The organism is Ralstonia mannitolilytica (genome assembly GCF_000954135.1).
GTDB lineage: Bacteria > Pseudomonadota > Gammaproteobacteria > Burkholderiales > Burkholderiaceae > Ralstonia > Ralstonia mannitolilytica.
In genome coordinates, this window is sequence record NZ_CP010800.1 from 62,232 (window position 1) to 86,587 (window position 24,356).

Sequence of the window (24,356 nt, forward strand, 5' to 3'; positions counted from 1 at the left end):
ACGCTGTGCGCCATGTCACTTGCTTACTTCGCTGTGTTGCCATGTCGTCCGTCCCCTTGCATCGCCTGCCCACACCGCCCGAGCGGCTTGCCGAAGTGCTGGCCGGAGTCACGCCGCAGCTTGCTGCTTCCGCGGCCGAACACGATCTGCACGGCACGTTTGCGCACGAGAACTTTGCAGCACTGCACGCGTCGGGTCTCATTGCGCAGGTCATTCCGCAATCGCATGGTGGCGGCGGTGCCGACCTGAAGACCGCGCGGCAGATCGTCTCCAGCATCGCCCGCGCCGATGCGGCCACCGCCCTCGTGCTGACCATGACGTACCTGCAGCACCGCGCCATCAGCCGCACGGATTCGCGCTGGCCCGAGCACGTGCGGCAGCAGGTGTTTGCCACCGCATTGAACGAAGGCGCACTCATCAACTCGCTGCGGGTGGAGCCCGATCTCGGCTCGCCGGCGCGCGGCGGCTTGCCGGCCACGGTGGCCACGAGGGTGGGCAACAGCTGGCGCATCCGTGGCCGCAAGCTCTACAGCACCGGCAGCCCTGCCCTGCGCTGGCTGGCCGTGTGGGGGCGCACCGACGAACCAGAGCCGCGCGTCGGCTTCTTTCTCGTGCCGCGCCCCTCGGCCGACACGCCCGGCATCCGCATCGAACAGACATGGAACCACCTCGGCCTGCGTGCCTCGGGCAGCCACGACGTCGTGCTCGAAGACGTGGAGATCCCGCTCGACCACGCTGTCGACATCCGCCCGCCCGCGCAGTGGACGGCGCACGGCGCACAACAGGCCCACACCACGGACACCGGTGCGCAGCTCGACCAGCAGGCATGGATGACCGTGCTGCTTGGCAGCCTGTACGACGCCGTCGCGCAGTCCGCGTGGGATTGGCTCGCACAGTTCCTGAACACGCGCGCGCCGGCCAACCTGGGCGCGCCACTGGCAACGTTGCCGCGCGTCCAGGAAACCGCGGGCGACATCGCCGCCGCGCTGCGCACGAACCGCGTGCTGCTCGACCACGCCGCAGAGGCCGCAGATGCCGGGGCACCGCTGTCCATCACAGACAGCGGGTTGCTCAAGTACACCGTCACCACCCATGCCATTCGCGCGGTGGAGCTCGCCCTGCAGCTTTCCGGCAACCACGGCCTGTCGCGCCACAATCCGCTGGAGCGCCACTACCGCGACGTGCTGTGCAGCCGCATCCACACGCCGCAGAATGATTCGATCCTGGTGGCCGCCGGCCGCGCCGCGCTTGGGGTTTCACTGGACGGCGCGCGCCAACTCCAGCAAGATCGTTCCGCTTCCATCGCCAGAACCGGATCATGAGCCCACCCGCCCTTGCCGCTGTGCCGCCGCCAGCGCAGTCCATCGCGCCGCTGCGTGATTTCGTGATCGCGCTGTCGCGCCTGCTCGAGCAGCAGCCGACCGAGGCCGAGATCCTGTCGCGCGCGGGGAGCCTGCTCGGCGCGCTTGTCGCCCGCGACGACTGGCTGCCCGCCGAATACGCGCAACCGCACCCCGAGCACTTCCAGCAATACCTGCTGCATGCCGACTCGGGCGAGCGCTTTTCCATCGTCAGCTTTGTGTGGGGCCCCGGCCAGCGCACGCCGATTCACGACCACACCACATGGGGCCTGATCGGCATGCTGCGCGGCGCTGAATACTCGCAGCCGTTCACGCTCGACGCGCGCGGCGTACCGCAGCCGCATGGCGCCGCCGTCCGGCTGGAGCCCGGCGACGTTGAACGCGTCTCGCCGCGCGTTGGCGACATCCACCGCGTGCACAACGCGTTTGACGACCGCACGTCGATCAGCATCCATGTGTACGGCGGCAACATCGGCGGCATCCACCGCTCGGTCTATACCGAAGAGGGCGAGCGCAAGCCGTTCGTCTCGGGCTATTCGAACACTCACCTGCCCAATCTCTGGGATCGTTCCAAGGACACGTCTGCATCATGAGCATCGTCATCGACACGACTGAATCCCCCGTGGCCGCCCCGCTCGCGGAGACCCACGTGCCCACGCTGACCTACGCCGAGGTGCGCGCCGCCCTGCTCGCCCGCAAGGAGATCGCGCTGCTCGACGTGCGTGAAGAAGACCCCTACGCGCAGGGGCACCCGCTATGGGCGGTGAACCTGCCGCTCTCGCGCCTGGAGCTGGAGGCGTGGTCGCGCATTCCGCGCCGCGATACGCTGATCGTGCTGTACGGCGAGCACGACGGCGTCGACCTCGCCACGCGCGCCGCCGCGAGGCTGGCCGAACTCGGCTACACGCGCGTCTACCTGCTCGAAGGCGGGCTCGACGGCTGGCGTGCCGCCGGCGGCGAGGTCTTCCAGGACGTGAACGTGCCAAGCAAGGCCTTCGGCGAATACGTGGAGGCCCAGCGGCACACGCCGTCCTTCAGCGCACAGGAAGTCAAGGCGCTGATCGACGACAAGCGCGATGTGGTCATCGTCGATGCGCGCCGCTATGACGAGTTCCAGACCATGAGCATTCCCACCGCGACGAGCGTGCCGGGGGCCGAACTCGTGCTGCGCATCCGTGAGCTGGCGCCAGACCCGAACACGCAGATCATCGTCAACTGCGCCGGCCGTACGCGCAGCATCATCGGCACGCAATCGCTGGTGAACGCCGGCATTCCGAACCCGGTGGCGGCGCTGCGCAACGGCACCATCGGCTGGTTGCTGGCCGATCAGGTGCTGGATCACGGCGCCAGCCGCCGGCATCCGCAGACCGTGTCCGAGGCAACACGCGCGCAGGCGCAGGCCGATGCACGCGCCGTGGCCGAACGCGCGAACGTGCCGCGCATCGCACTGGCCGACGTTGCCGCGCTTGAGGTGCCCGACCGGACGCTGTACAAGCTCGACGTGCGCACGCCCGAGGAGTACGCCGCCGGCCACCTGCCCGGCTTCGCCAGCGCGCCGGGCGGCCAGCTCGTGCAGGAAACCGACCACACCGCCGCCGTGCGCGGCGCGCGCATCGTGCTGGCAGACGACGACGGCGTGCGCGCCGACATGACCGCCTCGTGGCTCGCGCAGATGGGCTGGGAAGTCTATGTGGTGGATCCGGTCGACGCCAGCCAACGCAACGTCACTGGCGCATGGCAGCCCGCCGTGCCGGCGTCACCGGCCGTGCGTACCGTCGATGCGCACGCGCTGGCGGGCTGGCTGGAGGCCGGCGATACCGCCGTCATCGACGTCACCCGCAGCGCCAATTACGTGGCGCGGCACATCCCGGGCGCCTGGTTTGCCGTGCGTTCGGATCTGGCCGCCGCGCTGCAGCGCATTCCGCCCGCGCGGCGGTACGTCCTGACCTGCGGCTCGAGCCAGCTCGCGCGCTTTGCCGCTGCCGACCTGGCGGGGCTCACCCAGGCCGAGGTCTGGGTGCTCGATGGAGGCACCGCTGCGTGGGTTGCCGCCGGCCTGCCCGTCGAAACCGGCGAAACGCGCCTCGCCTCCGAGCGCATCGACCGCTACCGCCGCCCGTACGAAGGCACGAGCGCGCCGCGCGCGGCCATGCAGGCGTATCTCGACTGGGAGTTCGGCCTGGTTGGGCAGCTCGCACGGGATGGAACGCATGGCTTCCGTGTGATCTGACCGGGCACGAGCGCCGCGCGCGCTCACGTGCTTGCTAACCCCGCTCACAACGAGCGATAACAAAACTCGTTTTGCGCATAAGCGTGCCTTGAGTAGCATCGGGGCTTCCTCGCCGAGGTCCCGCCATGTCGCCGTTTATCGCTCTGTGCCTGCTCATCACGTACGTGGTGTGGGGCACGACCTATCTCGCCATCCGCTTTGCGCTGACCGATCTGCCGCCCTTCCTGATGATGGGTTCGCGGTTTCTGGCTGCGGCGCTGCTGCTTGCACCTGTCGTCATCCTGCGCCAGCACGAGCGGCCGAGCGGGCGGCAAGTGCGCAACTGCGCGCTGATCGGCGCGTTCATGCTGGTGGGCGGCATGGGCATGACGGCCGTGGCCGAGCAGACGATCTCGTCAGGGGCCACAACGGTCATGATTGCGTCGATGCCGCTGTTCTCGACGCTGTGGACGCTGCTCGCGGGCGGCCGCCTGCGTGCGTATGAGATCGGCGCCATCGCGCTGGGCACCGTCGGCATTGCGGTGCTGTTTCGCGGGGCGGAGTTCCAGGCCAGCACCGTCGGCGTGCTGGCGCTCACGGCCGCCATTGCTTCGTGGTCGTTCGGCTCGCAACTCTCCAAGCGCATCGACATGCCCAAGGGCATGACGGCCTTCGTACTCGAAATGGCCTTTGGCGGCGTGGCGCTGGTGCTGCTGAGCCTCCTGACGGGCGAGAGCTGGCCACGGCATGTCGGCATGCAGTCCGCGCTGGCGTGGGGTTATCTCGTGGTGTTCGGCTCGGCGGTTGCCTTCACGGCCTACATGGCGCTGGTCGAGCGCGTGTCCACCGTCATGGCGACGAGCTATGTGTACGTGAACCCGCCCATCGCCCTGCTGATGGGCGCATGGCTGGCCGATGAGCAGGTCGCGCCGCAAACGCTCGGCGCAACGGCCATCATCCTGGCGGCGGTGGTGGTCCTGACGGCCGGCGCAACGCGAGCGGCGCGCCGCGCCGCAGCGTGAGCCCTATCCGGCCAGGGAAGACGGCAAGGCCCCAAGCGGCACCCCGCCGTCTTGCGGCTCGGCACGGCTGCTGTCCTGCGCCTCATTGCCGAGCCGCCTGACCCACGCTATCAGCGATGGCGCGTCCAGCGGCCGCGAAAACAGATAGCCCTGCCCCAGATCGCATCCGGCCCGGCGCAGCAGTGCGAGCTGGTCGGCGCCTTCCACGCCTTCGGCCACCACCTGCATGTTCAGGCTGTGCGCCATGGCGATGACGGCGCTGGCAATCGCTTCGCCGTCGCCCGGCATGCGCTGGACGAAGCTGCGGTCGATCTTCAGCTTCTGGATCGGGAAGCGCTGCAGATACGCCAACGATGAATACCCTGTGCCGAAGTCGTCGATCGACAGGCTGATACCGGCCGCGTGCAGCGATTCGAGCAGCGTGATGTTGGTCTCGATATCTTCCATCAGCACGCTTTCGGTGATCTCGAGTTCGAGCAGATGCGGCGGCAGGCCGGTGTCGCGCAGCACGTCCATCACGCTTTGCACGAGGCTCGGATCGCGCGTCTGCCGCGCCGACAGGTTGACCGATACACGCAGCGTGACGCCGTCTTCGCGCATCCAGCGGGCCACTTGCGCGCACGCGGTGCGCAGCACCCACATGCCGAGCGGCACGATCAGGCCCGTTTCCTCGGCCACGGCGATGAACTCGCCGGGGCCGATCACGCCGATCTCCGGATGGCGCCAGCGCACCAGCGCCTCCACACCGTGGACGTTCGATGCGGCGATCGCAGCGTCGTGCGCGCCGTCGGTGCGCAGGCGCAGTTGAGGCTGATAGGCCAGCAGCAGCTCGTCGCGGTCCAGTGCGCGGCGCAGGTCGGCCTCCACACGAAGGCGGCGGCGGGCCTGCTGGTCCATCTCCGACGTGAAGCTGGCGGCGGCGTTCTTGCCGTGGTTCTTGGCGTGGTACATCGCCGTGTCGGCATTGCGCGTGAGCACCTGCACGTCGCGCGCGTCATGCGGATACAGGCTCACGCCCACGCTGGCCGTCACGTAGATCTGGTGCAGATCGAGCGCAAACGGCGCCGCGAGGGCCGCCAGCACGCGCTTGGCCAGCCCATCGGCCAGCGCGGCCGCATCGGCTTGCGTGATCTGCGCGCGCCCCGAGAGTTCGGCGATGACGGCAAACTCGTCCCCGCCGATGCGGCACAGCACGGCGCGCAGGTTGGCTTGCTCGATCACGTCGTTCAGCCGGCGAGCAACCTGGCGCAGCAGACGGTCACCGTTGTTGTGGCCGAGTGTGTCGTTCACCACCTTGAAGTTGTCGAGGTCGAGCAGAAGCAGCCCCACGGCGCCCACCTGCCCCGCGCGCTTGAGCGACACGTGCAGGCGTTCGTTGAACGCGTGCCGGTTCGGCAGCTCCGTCACCGAATCGATGTGGGCGAGGTAGTCGAGGTGTGCCTCGGCCTGCAGCACGGCACGGCGCATGCGGGCGATGACGAGGTACGCGAGCCCCATCGCGCCGATGCCCACCGATACCGTGAGCACGGCGTAGCCGAGCAACTGCATGTAAAGCTCTGCGAGGCTGGAGCGGATGACCACGTAGCCGATCACGCGCCGCTCGGATTCCACCGGCTCGACCACCTGAAGCGTGGTCAGCGTCGACACATCGGACTCGCGCAGCATGGCGGCATCGGGCGCGGCCACCGGTGCGGCATTGCCGTGCTGGTACAGCGCGAGCGGCTTGCGCAGCGCGCTGAAGATGCCAGCCGCACGCAGCGACGGCGAAGCCTCCAGCGCGGCGAGCGTCTCTTCGGCCGCGCGCCGGTCATTGAACAGCAGCGCCGCCACGCTGTTGGCGCCGATGATGCGCGCCTGCACATGCACATCGCGCACCAGGGCGGCGTGCAGCGCGATGAACTGGAACACGATCAGCAGGAAACCCGCGATGGTCAGGGCCGCGCCCGCGCCGGCCATGTTGGCGCGCACCACGGAATGCCCAAGGCGCGGGCGCGATGTCGTCAACGCTTCGCTCATTGCACGCTCCTTGCCAGCCGCAGCAACTGCGAACTGAGCTCCAGACGAGCCTGGCGCGCAGCCGCCGCATCGATGTCGAAGACCACGCGATCCCCGTCCAGCGCCAGCGAGATCACCGGGTCCGGGCCGCTGCCGCGTGGGGTCCGGGGCTGGTCGGAGATGACGAGCACGGCGGCAGCCGGATCGACCCGGACACCGTTGGCCGCCCGCGCGTCGATGACGAGCACATGGCAGCCGGTGGCCGTACTGTCGTTGAGTCTGCGGATTTCCAGGCGGTGTCCTCGCACGGGTTTTCCTGTCAGTTTTTCCAGCGCCGCCTGCAGCGGGTGATCGGGTTTCACACAGACCACCATGGGCCCGTCGGGCGGCATGGCGTCGGGCGGCCAGGTGGTGAACAGCGCAAAGTTGTAGACGAACGCCGCCTTGACCTGCGTCTCGCTGGCCTGCTTCTGCGCGCAGGCGGTGTGCATGCCCGCCGCGCCGGCCAGCACGATCCCCAGCGCCGTACAGAGCTTGCGCGCGCTCGGCCATCGGGCGCTTCGTGCGAGGTCGTGCCGGACGGTCATCGGAAGGTGTACGTGAACTTCACGCCCAGGCTGCGGCCGTCCTGCCGGATGGACGGCTGCACCAGCTCCGGCCCGGCCGGATCGGCATAGCGCCGGCCGAACACGTTGTAGATGCTGGCCGACATCTCGAGGTTGGGCAGCAGCCGCGCCGCCGCCACGGTCAGGTTGGCGATCCAGTAGCCGCCCACGCGGCCCAGCGGCGCGTCCGACGTCGTGAGCCGGCTGCTGATGTACTGCGCCTCCACGCCCGCACGCCAGCCTTCGCGCCACACTGGCACGGTGGCATTGAGCTTGAACATGTGGCGCGGCGAGTTCGACAGCGTCTGGCCGGTATCGATGTCCTCCGAATGCTGGAAGCTGTAGCTCGTGCGCAGGCGCGTGCCGCCCGGCCAGCGCTGCTCGTAGCCGAGTTCCACGCCGCGCGTCCGCACGCGGGCCACGTTGCTGAAAAACAGCAGGCCGGTGTTGGGGTCTACGCTCTGGCTGATCAGGTCCGACACGTTGTTCTGAAACACCGACACGGTCGCCTTGCCGCCTGCCGCCACGCGCTGTTCAAGCACAGCCTCATACGTGCGGATGCGCTCGGCCGAAAGGCGCGAGTTCAACTGCTCTCCACCGGGCGCGCTCGTCTGGTAGTGCAGCTCATAGTCGTTGGGCGCGCGGTAGGCCATGCCGTAGATCGCCTTGACGGTGGTCGACGGCGTGGCGTGCCAGATCAGGCCCACGCGCGGGCTCAGCATGCCCGGCGCAAAGCTGGTGTGGTCGTAGCGCAGGCCCGAATCCAGCAGCCAGTCCGGGTGGAACGCGAACTGGTCCTGCAGGTACAAACCCATGCGGTGGTTGCTGCGGTGGTCGTCAAGGTAGCTGACATACGGCACCGTGTCGAAATTGCGCATGGCGTCGCGATAGTCGCGCTGCAGCTCGGCGCCCACGACCACCGTATGCCGCTCGATGCGCCGGGTCACCAGCTTCAGCTCGGTGCCGTACCACGCGGTGTCGAACGCGTCGCGGTTGATGCCGGCCGGCGGCGGGTTGTATGCGTAGTCACCCTCCGACACATAGCGGCCCCAGTACAGCCGCGCCGATACATCGGTCAGCTCGTCCAGCGCGTGCTGCCAGGTGCCGTTGACCATGTATCGCGTGTCGACGGTGCGCGAGCGCGGGTCGTTGAAGCTCTGATCGTAAGGCGCGGTGGGCACGCCCTTCGTGCGATCGGCGTAACCGAAGCTCAGGCCGAACTCGCCAAAGCCGCCCTTGGCGAACAGCCGCCTGGCACGGTCGAAATCCATGCCGCGTGCCACGCCGTCGCTCACGCCGGGCTGGTTGAACTCGCCGAAGTACAGGTTGCGGCCCGGCGCGTCGTTCATGCTGGCAGAGAGCAGCCATTCAGCGCCGTTGTCCGCGCGCTGGCCCCAGGTCACGCGGCCTTCGCGTCCATTGGGCGCATTGGGGCTGCCCGTGAAGCCGCTGACCTGCACGCCGCCGATGTCGCGCCCGCGCTTGGTGATGACGTTGATGACGCCAAACAGCGCATTCGAGCCATACACCGCGGACCCCGCCCCGGGCACGTATTCCACGCGCTCGATAAGGTCGACGTTGAGCTGCGCATCGGTGCCGACGGCGGCCTGGTCGAAGATGGGGTCGTTCGCGCGGAAGCCGTCGATCAGCAGCAGGAAGCGCGTGTCGTAATCGCCCGCCCGCAGAAAGCCCCGCGCGCCAAGCGTTGTGTAGTTGCGGTCGTAATTGGTGTAAAGCCCCGGCAGGCTGCGCAGGATGTCGGCCAGGGTGCGCCAGCCGTGCGCCTTGATGTCGTCTGCGGTGATGACGGAGACATTGGCCGGCGCATCGTCGGACGCCTGCGCGTACTTGGAAGCACCGGTCACGACCTGTACCTGCATCAGCTGCTCGATAGGCAGCTCCGTCAGATCGGTTTCCGCGTGGCTGGTTGAGCAAAGCAACGTACACAGCACCGCAAACATTTGCGCGTGGCCCCTGCGCCAGCCGGGCGCGAACGGCGTCACGGCCAGGCGGGTCCGGCAATACCGTGCAAGGGCACGGGCAATCACTACATGGGGCGGCATCAGCAGAACCGAGCGTGTCTGCTCGGGCGTTCGGCGGGTTTCGGGTGTTCTGCTTTAAAACGGAGGCCCGGCGCGGTTCTTTACCCCACAGTGGGTGGGGCGACAGCGTGATGCGATTGTGGTGGACGGCTCAGCGACGTTTGCGCAAACGTTCGATGGCGGCCAACTGGGCCACGGCCTCCGCCAGTTCGGCCTGGGCGCGGGCGTAGTCGAACTTGCTGTGGCTGTTCTGCATGTGCTCTTGAGCCGCTCTGCGCGCCTGCTGGGCCTTGGCTTCGTCGAGGTCGTGCGCGCGCACGGCGGTATCGGCCAGCACGATCACCTGTTCGGGCTGCACGTCGGCAAAGCCGCCGGCCACGAACAGGATCACCTCTTCATCGTTTTCCAGCGTCACGCGCACGGTGCCGGGGCGCATGCGCGTGAGCAGGCGTTCGTGGCCAGGGAGGATGCCCAGTTCCCCTTCGGTACCGGGAATGACCACGAACTTGGCGCGGCCTTCGTACAGCCGCTCTTCTGCCGTGACGACGTCGACCTTCAGCACCGGCATGGTGTCTCCTGTGTTGCACGCGTTGGCTGACAAGGTAGCACGAGCGGCGCCAGCGGCCCTCCCTTCGGATGCCCGTCTCGGAACATGGCTTCCGCTCCGGCACGCGTGGCACACCGTAAGGTTTCACCGCATGTGGCGTCACAAACGCTGCCTAGACTGCGCTTCCAAACACGAAACGGAAACACGAGCATGCTGGGCGATCTGTTGATGTCGTTCTTTGAAGTGGCCCGCCAGGGCAGCGTCACGGCGGCCGCCAAGCAATTGCGCCTGTCGCAGCCGACGGTGACCGGGCGCATCCGCCAGCTGGAAGAGATGTACGGCGTCGAGCTGTTCCACCGCCGCGGTAGCCGGCTCGACCTGTCAGACCTCGGCGTGAGCCTCATGCCCATCGTCGAGCGGCTTGCCCAGCAGGAAGGCGACGTGGACTTCCTCCTGCGCAACGCTGGCGACCTGCGCACCGGCAACCTGCGCGTGGGCGCCACCGGCCCCTACTACATCCTGCCAAGCGTGGCGGCCTTCCGCACCCGTCACCCGACCATCGAGATCACCATCGAGTTCGGCAACTCGCAGCAGATGCTCGAGGCGCTCTCGGAGGTCCGCATCGACCTGGCCGTCTCGTCGCACGCCGTGGACGACGAGCGGCTGCACCGCATCACGCTGGCCGAAGACGCCATGGTACTGGCCGTGCCGGCGGACGACCCGCTGGCGCGGTGCTCCCACGTGGCGCTCGCCGACATCGCCTGCTGCCAGCTGCTGATGCGCGAGCCGGGCTCGATCACCCGCCGCGTGACCGAAGAGGCGTTGGCCGCCGCCGGTGTCGAGCCGGCGGGCATGAGCATCATCGGCAGCCGCGAGGCGATCTACGAGGCGATCAGCCTCGGCCTCGGATGCAGCATCGTTCCCGCGCGCGAGGCGCCACGCCGGCCCGACGTGCGCGTGCTGCCCTTTGCCGCGCACGCGCCCGTCATCCATGAGTACCTGTACTTCCTGAAGGAGCGCAAGGATGCGCGGCTCGTGCGCGCGTTCCTCGATTGCCTGACCCCGCTGCACGCACACGCCCCCCGGAAAAAGACCGATGCGCTCATCGCCAAAGTTATGGCGATGGACACGGCCGCGACGCGCTAGGACCTTAAGCTCGCGGTTTTCCAACCGCCGCCCCTGTTGTATGCAATCGCTCGCCCTGTTCGACCTGGACCACACGCTGCTGCCCATCGACAGCGAATACGAATGGGGCCGCTTCCTCGTTGCCCAGGGCGCTGTCGATCGCCACGTCTTCGAACAGGCCAACGAGCGGTGGATGCGTGATTACCGCGAAGGCACGCTCGACTTTGCGCGGCACGCGCGCTTCTCGCTCGGCTTGCTGGCGCACCACCCGCGCACGCTGCTCGATGCATGGCGCACGATGTTCCTGCGCGAGGTCGTCATGCCTGCCATCCGGCGGCCTGCCAGGGAGCTCGTGGATGCACACCTGCGCGCCGGCGATCTCTGCTGCATCGTCACCGCCACGCACCGCTTCCTGACAGAGCCGATCGCCGACGCCTTCAACGTGCCGCACCTGCTGGCAGTGGAAGGCGAAACCGTGGGTGGCACGCCCGATGGCGAATTCACGGGCAACCTGCTGGGTACGCCCAGCTTTGGCGCGGGCAAAATCGCACGCGTCACGGAATGGCTGGCGCAGCGCGGCCAGCGCATGGCGGATTTCTCACGCACCGTGTTCTACAGCGATTCACGCAACGACCTGCCGCTGCTCGAAGCGGTGTCGCACCCGGTGGCCGTGAGCCCGGATGCGACCTTGCGGGCCGTGGCCGAATCGCGAGGCTGGCCGGTCATCGAACTGTTCGCCGCGTAAGCGGAAAAACGCCCGCACGGCGCCAGCCCTGCGGGCGGGATTTGCGCACGCGCCGATTCAGGCAGCCGCGGCCACCCGCTCCGTCGCGGGCGGCGTCCAGCGCGGCAGCGCCGTGCCATCCACCAGCGCATCGATATGGCGATGCGCGAGCGCAGGCCCCACGCTCATGCCGATCCCGCTGTGCATCAGCGCGACGGTCGTACGGTCATCGACGCGCGTGATCGAGAACGCGCCGCTGCCCGGCACGCGGCATTTGGCGCCATAGACGCCCTGCCAGCGCTCCACCACTCGCAGCTTGCTGCCGAACGTGTCGCGGGCGAGGTCCAGCAGGAGGTTGTCGACCGATTCGGCGTTGAACGGGACGGCGTCCTGGCGGTAGTCGTGCGAATCGCCCACGATCCAGTCGCCATACGGCGTGGGGCTCACCAGCAGGTGAATGCCGTGGCGCGCCAGCTCGGGGCGCTCATGCTCGATCTGCATGGCCAGCGCCTGGGCAGTCGGCAAGTCCGCAAACGCGCCGTAGTGCGTGCATGACAGGCCGGTCAGCACGGCGTGCTCCAGCCGGAAGGCGTCGTCGGGTGTGACACGCAGCATCTGCAGGCGGCAAACCTGCGGCTGCAGTACGCGAAGCTGATCGGCGCACAGCGTCTGGTAATCGTGACCGCTACAGACGACCACTCGCTGGGCGTTGCACACGCCGGCGGTGGTCTCCAGCCGGCCGCCTTCCACGTGGCGCACGAGCGTACCGAAGTGGAAACGCACGCCCTGCGCGGCAAGCCACGAGGCCAGCGCCGGAATCGCTTCGCGCGAATAGAGCTGGACATCGTCGAAGCCCTGCAGCGCCGCACGGTGGCGCATGAAGCGGCCATCGTAGAGATTCGCCAGGTCTGCACCGCGCAGCAGCTTGACGTGGTAGCCGAAGGCCTGTGCGCGCGTCGCCATGAACTCGTCCAGCGCGGCCTCTTCTGCGGCATTGCGGGCAAACAGCAGGGCACCGTTCGCGCGCGCAAAGATGCCGGCCTTGTCGGCCCAGTCGAGATACAGCCGGCGGCTTTCGCGCGCGAGGTCGAGCATGATGCCGGGCGGCTGCCCCGTCACGAGCATCTGCCCGAAGTTGCGGATCGATGCACCGAGCGCGATTTCGCTGCGCTCGAATACCGTCACGCGCAGGCCGCGTTTGACGGCGGCGGCTGCGTGCGCCAAGCCCAGAATGCCAGCCCCGACGATGGCGACGTCGGTGCTGGCATCCAGGCTCCCTGGGGATACGGGAGCGTCGGTCACTTACTTCTTCTCCGACTTGCCGTCGTAGCGCTTGGTCCACTCGGCCAGGATGCGGTCGCGGTTGGCGCTGGCCCACGTGAAGTCGTTCTTGATCAGGCGTTTCTCGTAGTCGGCCGGCAGGAGCGGATCGGGCTTGGAGAAGCCCGGGGTTGCCACCACGGCAAAGTTCTTCTCGTACAGCGCCATGGCAGTGGGGCTGGCGGAGAAGTCGGCCAGCTTCTTGGCGGCCTCCAGGTTCTTGGTGCCCTTCATGATGGCGGTCGCTTCCACATCCCAGCCCAGGCCTTCGGAGGGCAGCACGATGTCGATCGGCGCGCCTTCCTTCTTCGACTTCACCGCGCGGTATTCAAACGCAATGCCGATCGGGAATTCGCCCGACGCCGCCATCTTGCAAGGCTTTGAACCCGAGTGCGTGTACTGGCCGATGTTCTGGTGCAGCGCATCCATGTAAGCCCAGCCCTTCTGCTCGCCCATCGTCTGCAGCCAGGCGCTCACGTCCAGGTAGCCCGTGCCCGACGATGCCGGGTTCGGCATGACGATCTTGCCGGCGTACACCGGCTTGGTGAGGTCCGCCCACGACGTCGGCTTTGGCAGGTTCTGCTTCTGCGCTTCGACGGTGTTGAAGCAGATGGCGGCGCCCCAGGCATCCATGCCCACCCATGCCGGCGGGTTGGCCTTGTCGCGGTACGTCGCACCGATCTTGGCCAGGTCGGCCGGCGCGTACGGCGTCAGCATGCCTTCCTTGTCGAGGATGGCCAGGCTCGATGCGGCCAGGCCCCACACCACGTCGGCGCGCGGGTTGTTCTTCTCGGCCAGCAGCTTGGCGGTGACGACGCCGGTGGAGTCGCGCACCCACTTGATGTCGATGTCCGGATTGGCCTTCTCGAAGGCATCCTGATACGCCTTCACCTGGTCGGCTTCCAGCGCGGTGTACACCGTCAGCGTGGTCTTGGCGAAGGCCGACGTGGCGAAGGCCATGGCGGCTGCAGCAGCCGCCGTCGCAAAGAGAGAAAGACGTGCAGTCATGGTTTCCTCGGTAGGTGTGATGCAACGGATGGGACTACGGTAATCAGGCGCCCTGCGGGCGTTCACCGCGCGCCAGGCGGTGGTTGATATCGGCCACGACGGCAGGCAGATCGGCGATGGTGTCGATCTCGTAATGCGGGCGGCAGGCGGCAAAGCCAGCCGAGATGGCCACGCGATGGCGTGCGCGCTCGTCGGCAGACAGCGCTGCGTATTGCGCGTACGGCAAGCCGAGCGCGTTGCCCGACATCAGCAATGCGACGGTCCACATGCCTGCGCGGCGGCCTTCCTCGATGCCGGGCACGGTGTCATCCACCTTCACGCAGGCTGCCACGTCGCCAATGGCGAGATCGACCACGCAGCGCAGCGCCTGGGCCGGCCACGGGCGCGCGCGCGGCACCTCGTCGCACGCGACGACGCAGTCGGGCGTGTAGCCGGCCTGGGCGGCCAGGTCGACCACGCGGTCCATCACCACGCGCGGGTAGCCCGAGCATGTGCCGATCTTCAGGCCGGCTTCGCGCAGCGCGGCCACGGTCTCCAGCGCGCCGGGAATCAGCGCCGAATGCGCCCCGACCTTTTCGATCTGCAGCGGCATGAAGCGGTTGTAGATGGCGGTGACGTCGTCATCGGTCGGCATGCGGCCGTGCGCGAGCGAGAAGCGCGCGGCGATCGCGCCGTCGTTGCACAGCGTACGGATGTGGTCCCACTTGCCCAGGCCCATCGGGCCGCGCGCTTCGTCCAGCGTGATGGCCACGCCGAACTCGGCAAACGCTTCCACAAAGATCTGCGTGGGCGCAAAGGAGCCGAAATCGACCACGGTACCGGCCCAGTCGAGCACGGCGGCCTCGAGGCGCAGCGGCGTGGGGCGGGCAGCGCCCGAGGCACGGCCCATCATCGGGGAAACATCACCCATGTCTTGCTTTCCTTGTCTTGGCTACGAATTCAATGGGGGGCCGCTCGCCATGCCTGCGTGCGCCGCACGATGCCGCGTGTGGCCAGCTCAAGAAGCAGCGATACGACGATCGACGTGGCAAGAATGAGCGTGGACATGGCCGCCGCCGGGCCGATGTCGCCAGCGTCGTCCATGTTCAGCACGGCCACGGAGGCGAGCACGGTGTCGGGGCTGTAGAGGAAGATCACCGCCGACACGGTGGTCATGGCCGACACGAACAGATAGCGCGCGCACGACAGCACGGCGGGCAGGCACATCGGCAGCGTCACGCGCCAGTAGGTGCGCAGCGCCGACACCTTGAGCGAAGCCGACACCGCCTCGAACACCGGATCAAGCTGCCCCAGCGCCGCCACCGACGTGAGGTGCGCGGCCGTGGCGCAATGCATGATGGTGCACAGCACCATCAGCGCCATGCCGCCGTACAGGCCGTTGAGCGGATTGGCCGGATGGTTGAAGAAGAACACGTAGCCCAGGCCAAGCACCAGGCCCGGCACCGCCATCGGCAGCAGCACGGCAAACCGGATGGCCGAGTGCAGCCACGCCGCCGTGCGCGTTTTCTCGACCAGCCACGCGCCGGTAAAGATCAGCGCCGTACCGAACACGGTGGTGAGCGCAGCCAGCTTCAGGCTGTTGCGATACGCAAGCCAGCCGCCACCGTCCATGTTGTCGAAGTCGTAATTGCGCAGCGACAGCTCGAGGTTGTACGGCCAGAGCTTCACCAGCGACGCACCCACCGCCGTGGCGAGCATCAGCAGGATCCCGCCGACCACGAGCACGCTCAGCAGCAGGAAGACACCGTCGCGCAGGCGGTCCGGCTGCGGGTGATACGGTTGTGCGCGGCTGGCCAGCGCGGCGTGCTGGCGGCGCTGTACGAGGCGCTCCACGGCAAACGTCAGCAGGGCCGGCAGCAACAGCATCAGGCCGATCACGGCGCCGCGTGCAAACTGCTGCTGCCCCACCACCGCCTTGTAGGCCTCTACGGCCAGCACCTGGTAGCTGCCGCCCACCACGGTCGGCACGCCGAAGTCCGTGGCGACCAGCGTGAAGACCAGCGCAAAGGCACCGAACAGCCCATAGCGGGCGCCCGGCAGCGTCACCGTGCGGAACGTGCGCCACGGCCCCGCTCCCATCGCGCGGGCCGCGTCATACAGGCGGCCGTCGGCCAGCGTGAGCGTGGCCAGCAGCAGCATCAGCGCATACGGAAACGTGTAGAACACCTCGCCCAGCACGATGCCCCAGAAGCCGTAGATGCTGCCGCCGTGCAGCCACGCCTTGAGCAGGCCCTGGTTACCGAACAGGTAGACCAGTGCAATGCCCGGCAGCAGCGACGGCGCAAACAGCGGCAGCATCGCCAGCGTGCGCAGCGTGCCGCGCAACGGCATGCGCGTGCGCTGCACTGCGTAGGCCAGCGCAAACGCAAGCGGCACCACCAGGGCGGCGACCGCGCCGGACACCGCCAGCGTGCGGCCCACCATGTCGAGGAAGTTCGGCCCGCGCACGACGTGCAGCACCAGCGCCAGGCCATGCTCGTCTGAACTGCGCGCGCTGGTGACGAGGCCTGTCGCCTGCAGCAGCATCATCGCCGTTGGCAGCAACAAGCCGATGCAGAGCAACAGCAGCCAGCCGAGCTTCATGCCGGTGAGCACCGGCACATCCGTACGCCAGAAGGGCGTGCGTGTCGGGCGGGCGGCTTCGGATGGCGGGGCCGTGATGACGTTGGCCTCAGGCGGCAGCATCGACATGGCAGCCTCAGGCACGGTCGTACGGATACAGGCGCAGCCCATCGCGCTCGAGGGCAATCCACAACTTGCTGTCGCCCAGCCCGTGGCGCAGCACGCCGGATGCGACTTCCGCCACCAGCGGCACATCGGCCAGACCGTCGATGGCGAGCATCACCCGCGTGCGGCTGCCCAGATAGATCTGGTCGACCACGCGGGCCAGGTGACGGTTCGGGGCGTCGTCGTCGGGATGCAGCGTGACGGATTCGGGACGGCAGAACAGGCGGCCGTTGTCGCCGGCGCCGTCGGAAAACGCCGGATCGAGCAGCAGCGGCTGGCCGGCCAGCGTGGGCGTGCCGTCTTCCGCGCGCTCGAGCGGCAGCCAGTTGGCCTGCCCGACAAACCCGGCGACAAAACCGGTGGCCGGGCGCGAATAGATTTCGGCGGGCGAGCCGGTCTGCTCGATGCGGCCGTTGGACATCACGGCAATGCGATCGGCCATCGCCATGGCCTCGTCCTGATCGTGCGTGACCATGAGCGTGGTCACGTTCAACTTGCGCTGCAGGCGGCGCAGTTCGATGCGCAGGTGTTCGCGCACCTGGGCGTCCAGCGCCGACATCGGCTCGTCGAGCAGCAGCAGCGACGGCGCGGGCGCCAGCGCGCGGGCCAGCGCCACGCGCTGCTGTTGGCCGCCGGAGAGCTGCGACGGATATTTCGCCTCGCTCCCGGACAGACCCACCAGCGCCAGCATCTCGGACACACGCTCGTGCAGACGCGCCCGGTTGCCGTTGCGCGTGTCGAGCCCGTAGGCAACGTTCTGCGCGACCGTCAGGTTCGGAAACAGCGCGTACGACTGGAAGACGATGCCGTAGTCGCGTTCACGCGGCGGCAGGTTCGAGATATCGCGGCCGCCGGCAACGATCTGGCCGGCATCCTGCGCCTCGAGCCCGGCGATGATACGCAGCAGCGTGGTCTTACCGCAGCCGGAGGGCCCGAGCAGGCAGACGAATTCGCCCCGCGCCACGTCCAGCGATACGCCTTCGAGCGCGGTGAATGCAGCCGCGCCGGTGCCGAAGCGGCGCGTGACCTGCCGCACCGAGAGAAACGGCGTGGCCAGACCCGTGGTCGGGTGGGAAGCGGACTGAGGCATCGTCGGGGCCGGTAGCGAAAACGGTCGCCACTGTAGCCAGCCGACATGTAGCCCATGTGGCAGTTACCCCAAAAACGCCAATGTGCGCATTTCCGGATTTTGGTTGGGGGATGGCCGACTACGCCACCGGGCGGACTTCCCCCAGGAACGCGGCAATCAGCCGTGCATCCTTGCGGTCCTGCAGGCAGTACAGGTATTCGCTCAGCTCCGGGGCACCGCCTTCGATGCCCTCAAACGGCAGCACGCGCAGGTCGGCATGGCTGGGCACCTCCTGCCGCGCGATCACGCTCACACCAAGGTTGCGGGTGATCGCCTCGCGGATGGACTCCCGGCTGCCGATCTCGACCGTGGACGCCGGCGTCACGCCCGCCTGCGCCATCATCGTTTCCGTCATGGCGCGCGTGGTGGACCCGACCTCGCGCACGAGCAGCCGGCATTGCGACAGCACGCTCACCGGCACGCTGGTCTGCGCAGCCAGCGGGTGGCTGCGATGCACGACCAGCACCAGCGGATCGCGTGCCAGCTCGATGCGCAGGAAGCGCGCGTCGTCCACGCGCTGCGACGACGATGCCACGTCCACGCGGTATTCCTGCAGCGCTTCGAGCATCTGCACCGAGTTGCCGGCTTCGATGCTCACGTCGATGCCGGGGTGGCTCTTGCAGAAGCGGTCAACGATGTCGAGCACGTAGTACGGCGCCGTGGCGCCGATGCGCAGGTGGCCCGTGCCCATGTCGCCGGAGTTGCGCAGGAAGAAATCGATCTCGGTTTCCTGGCGCACGAGCTGGTCGACCAGCGGCATCAGCCGCACGCCGGCATCGGACAGCGCAAGGCGCCGCCCGCCCCGGTAGAACAGTTCGACCCCGTAGGCCTCTTCCAGCGCGCGGATCTGCGAGGTCACGGTCGGCTGCGACAGCCCGAGCTGCTTGGCGGCCAGCGTGATGCTGCCCAGGCGGGCGACCATGAAGAACGATTTGAGCTGCGCAACGAGCATCGGTGGGTGGCGTATCCGGCGCTTTGTACGGCGCCTGAAAAAGGGAGCGGACCATTCTAGCGGAGCAGCGGATGGGCAAAAACGGTGCCGGCTGCCCTCGTCCGTTTTCCGCTTCCTCATCCTCGCGCTACGACTTTTTCATCCTTTCCGACAAGGCGGTGGGTTCCGCACCCCCATATCGGGGGGAATTGGGCGCTCACGGCCCGTTATTTCCACGGATCGGCTCCGCCACTTCCACCTGAGAATCCGTCCGCGCGCCACAGTCACGAGCCGACAGCGCGCAAGGATTCGGATTGGGAGAGAAGTGGATGGAACGTAGCAGCACGACCGTGCGCGGCACGAAGCAATGGGCCCTCACGATGATGGTGGCAGCCGCAGGCACCCTGGCCGCTTGCGGAGGCGGCGGAGGCGGTGCGAGCGAGGGAGCCTCGAACACGCCGCAGAGCACCACCGCCAACATTACCGTGGCGCCAGCCTGCAGCGGTACGAACTGCGGCGCGCTCGGCACCACGTATGCCGGCTCCGGCGTGGGCGTATGGCAGGCAACCAATGCAGGCGGCTCGGCCGGAACGGTGTCCGTGTCGATCGCGGGGCTCACGGGGCAGAACGTGACGCTCGTCTACACCAACCAGGGCGCGGCGGCCCAGCCGATGCCGTCTGTCCCGATCACCAGCCTGGGGCTGCTCGACACCACCGGTACGGCTGCACCAAAGGCAGCGGCCGACGTGGTGGGCAACGATGCCAACGCGGCCTTTGACCGCCAGCTTTCCGACTTCAACGCGCATGCACTGGACGGCTATGCCAGCGGCGCGGGCCCGCTCAAGACGCAGAGCGCATCCGGCTCCGGCAACACGGTGCTGCGCCCGCAATCGGTGGCAGCCGTGGGCGCGCAGCGCACGTGGAACCACCAGCAGCCCGACGGCACGGCCGTGGTCGTCTCGGCCACGCTGCGGCAGCAGGCCACCGCCACGGACGGCCGCATCGTCAACGTGTGGGTGCAGGACTCGGAGTACGGCAGCAGCAAGATCTCCGACGGCGTCATCGGCACGCTGGCCAACAAGTTTGCCTCGGGCAACCAGTCGATCTACACGCTGGCGACGTCGCTCGTCGGGCAGCCGTGGGGCAGCTACTCCAGCTCGGCCAGCCTGATCGACCCGAACCAGGCACTCGACATCGTCGTGCTGAACATCCAGCCGGATGGCCAGCCCTATGGCCGCGTCGGCTACTTCTGGGCGCGCAACAACTTCACCACCAGCGCACAGCCGCTGTCGAACCAGTCGCTGTCGTTGTATGTGGATTCGGAAACCGTGTACCTGGGCGGCACCAGCGGGCTGAACACGGTCATCTCGACGCTCGGCCACGAGTTCACGCACATGGCCAATTTCTACCAGCGCGGCGTGCTGCACGGCTCGCAGTACATGTACGGCACGTGGCTCGAAGAAATGACCGCCATGACCATGGAAGACGTGCTCTCCAGCCAGATCGATCCGAGCTTCAACAACGTGCGCGACAGCCGCTTCCCGGCCTGGCTGCAAAGCGCATATGACTGCGCGCTGACGGCCTTCGACCCCTCGCTGTCGTCGCCATGCCCGGGGTACCCGATCTCGGGTAGCCTCGGTGGCTTCCTGCTGCGCCAGTACGGCGTTGCGTACTACACCAACCTGCTGCACAACTTCTCGTCGACCGATTCCGCCACGGTGCTCGACAACGCCATCCGCGCGGGCGGCGGCGCGGGCCTGGGCGATGCGGTCAGCCGCTGGGGTACAGCCGTCGCCCTGCTGCCGGTGCCGGGCAGCCCGTCGGGCTTTGCGTATCCGGCGCGCTCGGACAGCGGCTTCTCCATCCCGGCGCTCAACGGCCCGAACTACAGCAGCCAGCGCACCATGCCGACCTCCGTGCCGGCCACGCTGCAGGGCTTCGGACAGTTCCCGGTCTCGCGCGGGCTGAAGGCCGGCACGTACAGCGAGACGCTCACGGTGCCCGCAAACTCAACGGTATCAATCATCGTGCATTGAGGGCGTGTGGCTCTCGCGCGGCTTGCCGGGCGAGGGCCACACGTCGGTGCAGCGCGCCCGGCCCAGCTCATGGGCCTCGCCGTCTGCACGCCAAACCGGCGCGCGCCGGTGGTGCCGATCACCGACCACGCGCGATGACGCCCTCGCGGCATCCGACCGCGGCGGCACACTGCGGGCCGCCATCACGCCTCCAGCGGCATCGCGGTCGTTCCCTTGATCTCGTCCAGGCAGACGATGGACTGCACGCGGCTCACGCCCGGAATGCGCATCAGCGTGTCCAGCAGGAAGTCCGACAGCGCCTTCAGGTCGCGCGCGACGACTTTCAGCACGTAGTCGATATCGCCAGTCACGGAATAGCACTCCTGGATCTGCGCGAGCTTGGCGACAAGCTCCTTGAACTTGGCGAGATCACGGATGTGGCCGCGCTCCATGGTGACCTGGATGAACGCGACCACGCCAAAGCCGAGGCTCTTCGGGTCGAGCCGCGCCTCGTAACGGCGGATCACGCCAAGCTCTTCAAGCCGCCGGTGCCGCCGCAGCGTTTGCGCCGGTGAAAGCTTGATCGTTTCGGCCAGCTCGAGATTCGAGATCCGGCCGTGCTCCTGCAACGCCCCCAGCAGCCGCAGGTCGATGCGATCGAACGTGATTGTCTGCACTTCCATTTCCTGAACCCCTGTCAAAGGGAAATTTCGTTTCAGAACCGAGGGTTTCCCTGGCCACCGCACGAAATCCTATTTCTCAGGCGGAAATATACACTTCTCCACAAACGACGCGCCGGTAGACGGCCGGAGTGCGACTGGCACGCGCCCCGCCCCAAGGCCCGAGCGCCGCCCCGCGCACAATGTGACCCGCAACTTTATTTCGCCAGGCACCACCATTCCCTGCGCGCATTGTGTGCCCCGCGACCGCCCCTTTCGCTTCACTTCTCAACAACGCCCCCGCCATGACCGATCTCTTTGAAAACCCGATGAAGCTGATGGGCTTCGAGTTTGTCGAATTCGCCTCGCCGACGCCCAACGTGCTGGAACCGCTGTTCGAGCAGATGGGCTTCTCGCTGGTCGCACGCCATCGTTCGAAAGATGTGCTGCTGTATCGCCAGGGCGACATCAACTTCATCGTCAACCGTGAGCCGAACAGCCAGGCCGCGTACTTTGCGGCCGAGCACGGCCCGAGCGCATGCGGCATGGCGTTCCGCGTGAAGGACTCTCACCAGGCCTATGCGCGCGCCCTGGAGCTGGGCGCCCAGCCCATCGAGATCGCGACGGGCCCGATGGAGCTGCGCCTGCCGGCCATCAAGGGCATCGGCGGTGCGCCGCTGTACCTGATCGACCGCTTCGAAGACGGCAAATCGATCTACGACATCGACTTCGAGTTCATCGAGGGCGTCGAACGCCGCCCGGTGGGCCACGGCCTGCGCCTGGTCGACCACCTGACGCACAACGTCTATCGCGGCCGCATGGCGTACTGGGCCAACTTCTACGAGAAGCTGTTCAACTTCCGCGAGATCCGCTACTTCGACATCAAGGGCGAATACACCGGCCTCACCTCCAAGGCGATGACGGCACCGGACGGCAAGATCCGCATTCCGCTCAACGAGGAGTCCGCCGGCGGCAGCGGGCAGATCGAAGAATTCCTGATGGCCTTCAACGGCGAAGGCATCCAGCACATCGCCTTTCTCACCGACAACCTCATCGAGGTCATCGACAAGCTGCAGGCCGCCGGCGTGCCGCTGATGACGGCGCCGAACAGCCGTTACTACGAAAACCTCGAGAAGCGCCTGCCGGGCCACGGCCAGCCGGTGGCAGAGCTGCAGAAGCGCGGCATCCTGCTCGACGGCACGACGGAAGACGGCTCGCCGCGCCTGTTGCTGCAGATCTTTTCCAAGACGCTGCTCGGGCCCGTGTTCTTCGAGTTCATCCAGCGCAAGGGCGACGACGGCTTTGGCGAAGGCAACTTCAAGGCGCTGTTCGAATCGCTGGAACGCGATCAGATCGAGCGTGGCACGCTCAAGGTCTGAGCCCCCATTCCCCTACGAAATACAAGGACACCGTCCGGCGCCAAAAGCGCCGGGCAGCGTTGACGCGGCGCGCCGACATCCATGGCGCATGCCGCTTCCATCCAAGGCAGGAGACAGGAAGACATGATTTCCCATGACAAGGAAGGCGGGCTCAAGCGCGGCCTGAAGAATCGCCACATCCAGCTCATCGCGCTGGGCGGCGCCATCGGTACGGGGCTGTTCCTCGGCATCGCGCAGACGATCAAGCTGGCGGGCCCTTCGGTGCTGCTCGGCTACGCGCTGGCGGGCATGGTGGCGTTCTTCATCATGCGCCAGCTCGGTGAGATGGTCGTCGATGAGCCCGTGGCCGGCTCGTTCAGCTACTTTGCCGACAAGTACTGCGGGCACTTTGCCGGCTTCATGTCGGGCTGGAACTACTGGGTGCTGTACATCCTCGTCGGCATGGCGGAGCTGTCGGCCGTCGGCATCTACGTCCAGTACTGGTGGCCGGGCGTGCCGACGTGGGTGGCCGCGCTGGCGTTCTTCGTGATCATCAACGGCATCAACCTGACGAGCGTGAAGTCGTACGGCGAGATGGAGTTCTGGTTCGCCATCGTCAAGGTGCTCGCCATTGTCGGCATGATCGGATTTGGCGGCTATCTGCTGCTCACCGGCGGTGCCGGTCCCGCGGCAAGCGTCACCAACCTGTGGGCGCACGGCGGGTTCTTCCCCAACGGCATCGGCGGCCTCGTGATGGCCATGGCTGTCATCATGTTCTCGTTTGGCGGGCTGGAGCTGGTGGGCATTACGGCGGCGGAGGCGGACAACCCGTCGGTCACGATCCCGCGGGCAACGAACCAGGTCATCTACCGCATCCTGATCTTCTACGTGGGCGCGCTCGGTGTGCTGCTGTCGCTGTATCCGTGGGAGAAGGTCGTCACCGGCGGCAGCCCCTTCGTGCTCATCTTCCACGCGATGAACAGCAACCTCGTGGCGAACGTGCTGAACGTTGTGGTGCTGACGGCCGCGCTGTCGGTCTACAACAGCGGCGTGTACTGCAACAGCCGCATGCTGTACGGCCTGGCCAGGCAGGGCAACGCCCCCAGGGCGCTGCTCAAGGTCAGCCAGCGCGGCATTCCGCTGGCGGCGCTGGGCGTATCGGCCATCGCCACGCTGGCGTGCGTGGCGCTCAACTACTTCATGCCCGGCAAGGCGTTCGAGCTTCTGATGGGCCTCGTGGTCTCGGCACTCATCATCAACTGGGCGATGATCAGCGTGATCCACCTGAAGTTCCGCCACGACAAGCGCAAGGCTGGCCAGTCGACGGCCTTCCGCAGCTTCGGGTATCCGCTCACCAACTACCTGTGCCTGGCCTTCCTGGCTGGCGTGCTGGTGGTGATGTATCTGACGCCGGACCTGCGGATCTCGGTGTACCTGATCCCGGTCTGGATGGCCGTGCTGGGCATCAGCTACCTGTTCCGCCAGAAGAACGCCACGCTGGCATCCCAGGCACGCGCCGAGGCGCTGTAACGCCTTCGCCGGATTGCGCGCAGCCGACACGGCCGGCGCGCGATCCGGC

20 protein-coding genes are annotated in these 24,356 nt (G+C 67.4%); 9 read left to right on the forward strand and 11 right to left on the reverse strand.

Annotation, left to right across the window (positions count from 1 at the left end; all coding sequences use genetic code 11):
• Positions 1-41 precede the first annotated feature (41 nt).
• From TK49_RS16840 to TK49_RS16855, 4 genes are all read left to right on the forward strand, one after another.
• Positions 42-1,322, forward strand: coding sequence for an acyl-CoA dehydrogenase family protein (locus TK49_RS16840; protein WP_045218280.1), 1,281 nt, complete (start codon positions 42-44; stop codon positions 1,320-1,322).
• Positions 1,319-1,954 (forward strand): cysteine dioxygenase family protein, encoded by a 636-nt coding sequence (locus TK49_RS16845; RefSeq protein ID WP_045218282.1) that lies wholly within the window; start codon positions 1,319-1,321, stop codon positions 1,952-1,954. The genes TK49_RS16840 and TK49_RS16845 overlap by 4 nt, the downstream gene beginning before the upstream one ends.
• Positions 1,951-3,591 carry a rhodanese-related sulfurtransferase gene (locus TK49_RS16850; protein WP_045218283.1) on the forward strand — a complete coding sequence of 547 codons (1,641 nt, stop codon included), beginning with the start codon at positions 1,951-1,953 and terminating at the stop codon, positions 3,589-3,591. Before TK49_RS16845 ends, TK49_RS16850 begins: the two co-directional genes overlap by 4 nt.
• A 125-nt stretch (positions 3,592-3,716) precedes the next feature.
• Positions 3,717-4,592, forward strand: coding sequence for an EamA family transporter (locus tag TK49_RS16855; protein ID WP_045218284.1), 876 nt, complete (start codon positions 3,717-3,719; stop codon positions 4,590-4,592).
• 3 nt (positions 4,593-4,595) lie between these two features.
• Here the strand turns inward: TK49_RS16855 and TK49_RS16860 are convergent, their stop codons facing one another.
• The 4 genes from TK49_RS16860 to TK49_RS16875 all read right to left on the reverse strand — a co-directional run bounded on the left by TK49_RS16860 (position 4,596) and on the right by TK49_RS16875 (position 9,802).
• A complete protein-coding gene (locus TK49_RS16860) occupies positions 4,596-6,608 on the reverse strand; it encodes a putative bifunctional diguanylate cyclase/phosphodiesterase (protein WP_045218285.1) in 2,013 nt (670 codons plus the stop codon).
• Complete coding sequence (locus tag TK49_RS16865; protein WP_045218286.1) at positions 6,605-7,174, reverse strand: YfiR family protein; 570 nt, start codon at positions 7,172-7,174, stop codon at positions 6,605-6,607. Before TK49_RS16865 ends, TK49_RS16860 begins: the two co-directional genes overlap by 4 nt.
• Complete coding sequence (locus TK49_RS16870) at positions 7,171-9,153, reverse strand: TonB-dependent receptor plug domain-containing protein (protein ID WP_045218287.1); 1,983 nt, start codon at positions 9,151-9,153, stop codon at positions 7,171-7,173. The genes TK49_RS16865 and TK49_RS16870 overlap by 4 nt, the downstream gene beginning before the upstream one ends.
• Before the next feature lie 232 nt (positions 9,154-9,385).
• The gene (locus TK49_RS16875) at positions 9,386-9,802 is read right to left on the reverse strand and encodes a F0F1 ATP synthase subunit epsilon (protein WP_045218290.1); all 417 of its coding nucleotides are present in this window, start codon (positions 9,800-9,802) and stop codon (positions 9,386-9,388) included.
• Between the two features lie 189 nt (positions 9,803-9,991).
• On the opposite strand from TK49_RS16875, the gene TK49_RS16880 reads away from it, so the two are divergent.
• The gene (locus TK49_RS16880) at positions 9,992-10,927 is read left to right on the forward strand and encodes a LysR substrate-binding domain-containing protein (RefSeq protein ID WP_045218292.1); all 936 of its coding nucleotides are present in this window, start codon (positions 9,992-9,994) and stop codon (positions 10,925-10,927) included.
• 40 nt (positions 10,928-10,967) lie between these two features.
• Positions 10,968-11,651: an HAD family hydrolase gene (locus TK49_RS16885; RefSeq protein ID WP_045218294.1), complete on the forward strand. Its 684-nt coding sequence runs from the start codon at positions 10,968-10,970 to the stop codon at positions 11,649-11,651.
• A 57-nt stretch (positions 11,652-11,708) separates the two neighbouring features.
• On the opposite strand, the gene TK49_RS16890 is transcribed toward TK49_RS16885, so the two are convergent.
• From TK49_RS16890 to TK49_RS16915, 6 genes are all read right to left on the reverse strand, one after another.
• Positions 11,709-12,932, reverse strand: a complete 1,224-nt coding sequence (locus TK49_RS16890) for a TIGR03364 family FAD-dependent oxidoreductase (protein WP_045218296.1) — start codon at positions 12,930-12,932, stop codon at positions 11,709-11,711.
• Positions 12,933-13,958 (reverse strand): putative 2-aminoethylphosphonate ABC transporter substrate-binding protein, encoded by a 1,026-nt coding sequence (locus TK49_RS16895; protein ID WP_045218298.1) that lies wholly within the window; start codon positions 13,956-13,958, stop codon positions 12,933-12,935.
• 43 nt (positions 13,959-14,001) lie between these two features.
• Positions 14,002-14,868, reverse strand: a complete 867-nt coding sequence (gene phnX / locus TK49_RS16900) for a phosphonoacetaldehyde hydrolase (protein ID WP_045218299.1) — start codon at positions 14,866-14,868, stop codon at positions 14,002-14,004.
• Positions 14,869-14,897: 29 nt separating this feature from the next.
• Positions 14,898-16,649 carry a putative 2-aminoethylphosphonate ABC transporter permease subunit gene (locus tag TK49_RS16905; protein WP_045218303.1) on the reverse strand — a complete coding sequence of 584 codons (1,752 nt, stop codon included), beginning with the start codon at positions 16,647-16,649 and terminating at the stop codon, positions 14,898-14,900.
• Between the two features lie 7 nt (positions 16,650-16,656).
• Positions 16,657-17,775 (reverse strand): putative 2-aminoethylphosphonate ABC transporter ATP-binding protein, encoded by a 1,119-nt coding sequence (locus TK49_RS16910; protein WP_045218305.1) that lies wholly within the window; start codon positions 17,773-17,775, stop codon positions 16,657-16,659.
• A 118-nt stretch (positions 17,776-17,893) separates the two neighbouring features.
• The gene (locus tag TK49_RS16915; protein WP_045218307.1) at positions 17,894-18,766 is read right to left on the reverse strand and encodes a LysR family transcriptional regulator; all 873 of its coding nucleotides are present in this window, start codon (positions 18,764-18,766) and stop codon (positions 17,894-17,896) included.
• Positions 18,767-19,074: 308 nt separating this feature from the next.
• Here TK49_RS16915 and TK49_RS16920 point away from each other — a divergent pair, with 308 nt between their 5' ends.
• Positions 19,075-20,781 carry a M30 family zinc metallopeptidase gene (locus TK49_RS16920; RefSeq protein WP_045218308.1) on the forward strand — a complete coding sequence of 569 codons (1,707 nt, stop codon included), beginning with the start codon at positions 19,075-19,077 and terminating at the stop codon, positions 20,779-20,781.
• A 182-nt stretch (positions 20,782-20,963) separates the two neighbouring features.
• On the opposite strand, the gene TK49_RS16925 is transcribed toward TK49_RS16920, so the two are convergent.
• Positions 20,964-21,437, reverse strand: coding sequence for an Lrp/AsnC family transcriptional regulator (locus TK49_RS16925; protein ID WP_045220250.1), 474 nt, complete (start codon positions 21,435-21,437; stop codon positions 20,964-20,966).
• A 287-nt stretch (positions 21,438-21,724) separates the two neighbouring features.
• On the opposite strand from TK49_RS16925, the gene hppD reads away from it, so the two are divergent.
• Both hppD and TK49_RS16935 read left to right on the forward strand, forming a co-directional pair.
• Positions 21,725-22,798 carry a 4-hydroxyphenylpyruvate dioxygenase gene (gene hppD, locus TK49_RS16930; RefSeq protein ID WP_045218309.1) on the forward strand — a complete coding sequence of 358 codons (1,074 nt, stop codon included), beginning with the start codon at positions 21,725-21,727 and terminating at the stop codon, positions 22,796-22,798.
• Between the two features lie 123 nt (positions 22,799-22,921).
• The gene (locus TK49_RS16935) at positions 22,922-24,307 is read left to right on the forward strand and encodes an amino acid permease (RefSeq protein WP_045218310.1); all 1,386 of its coding nucleotides are present in this window, start codon (positions 22,922-22,924) and stop codon (positions 24,305-24,307) included.
• Positions 24,308-24,356: the final 49 nt, after the last annotated feature.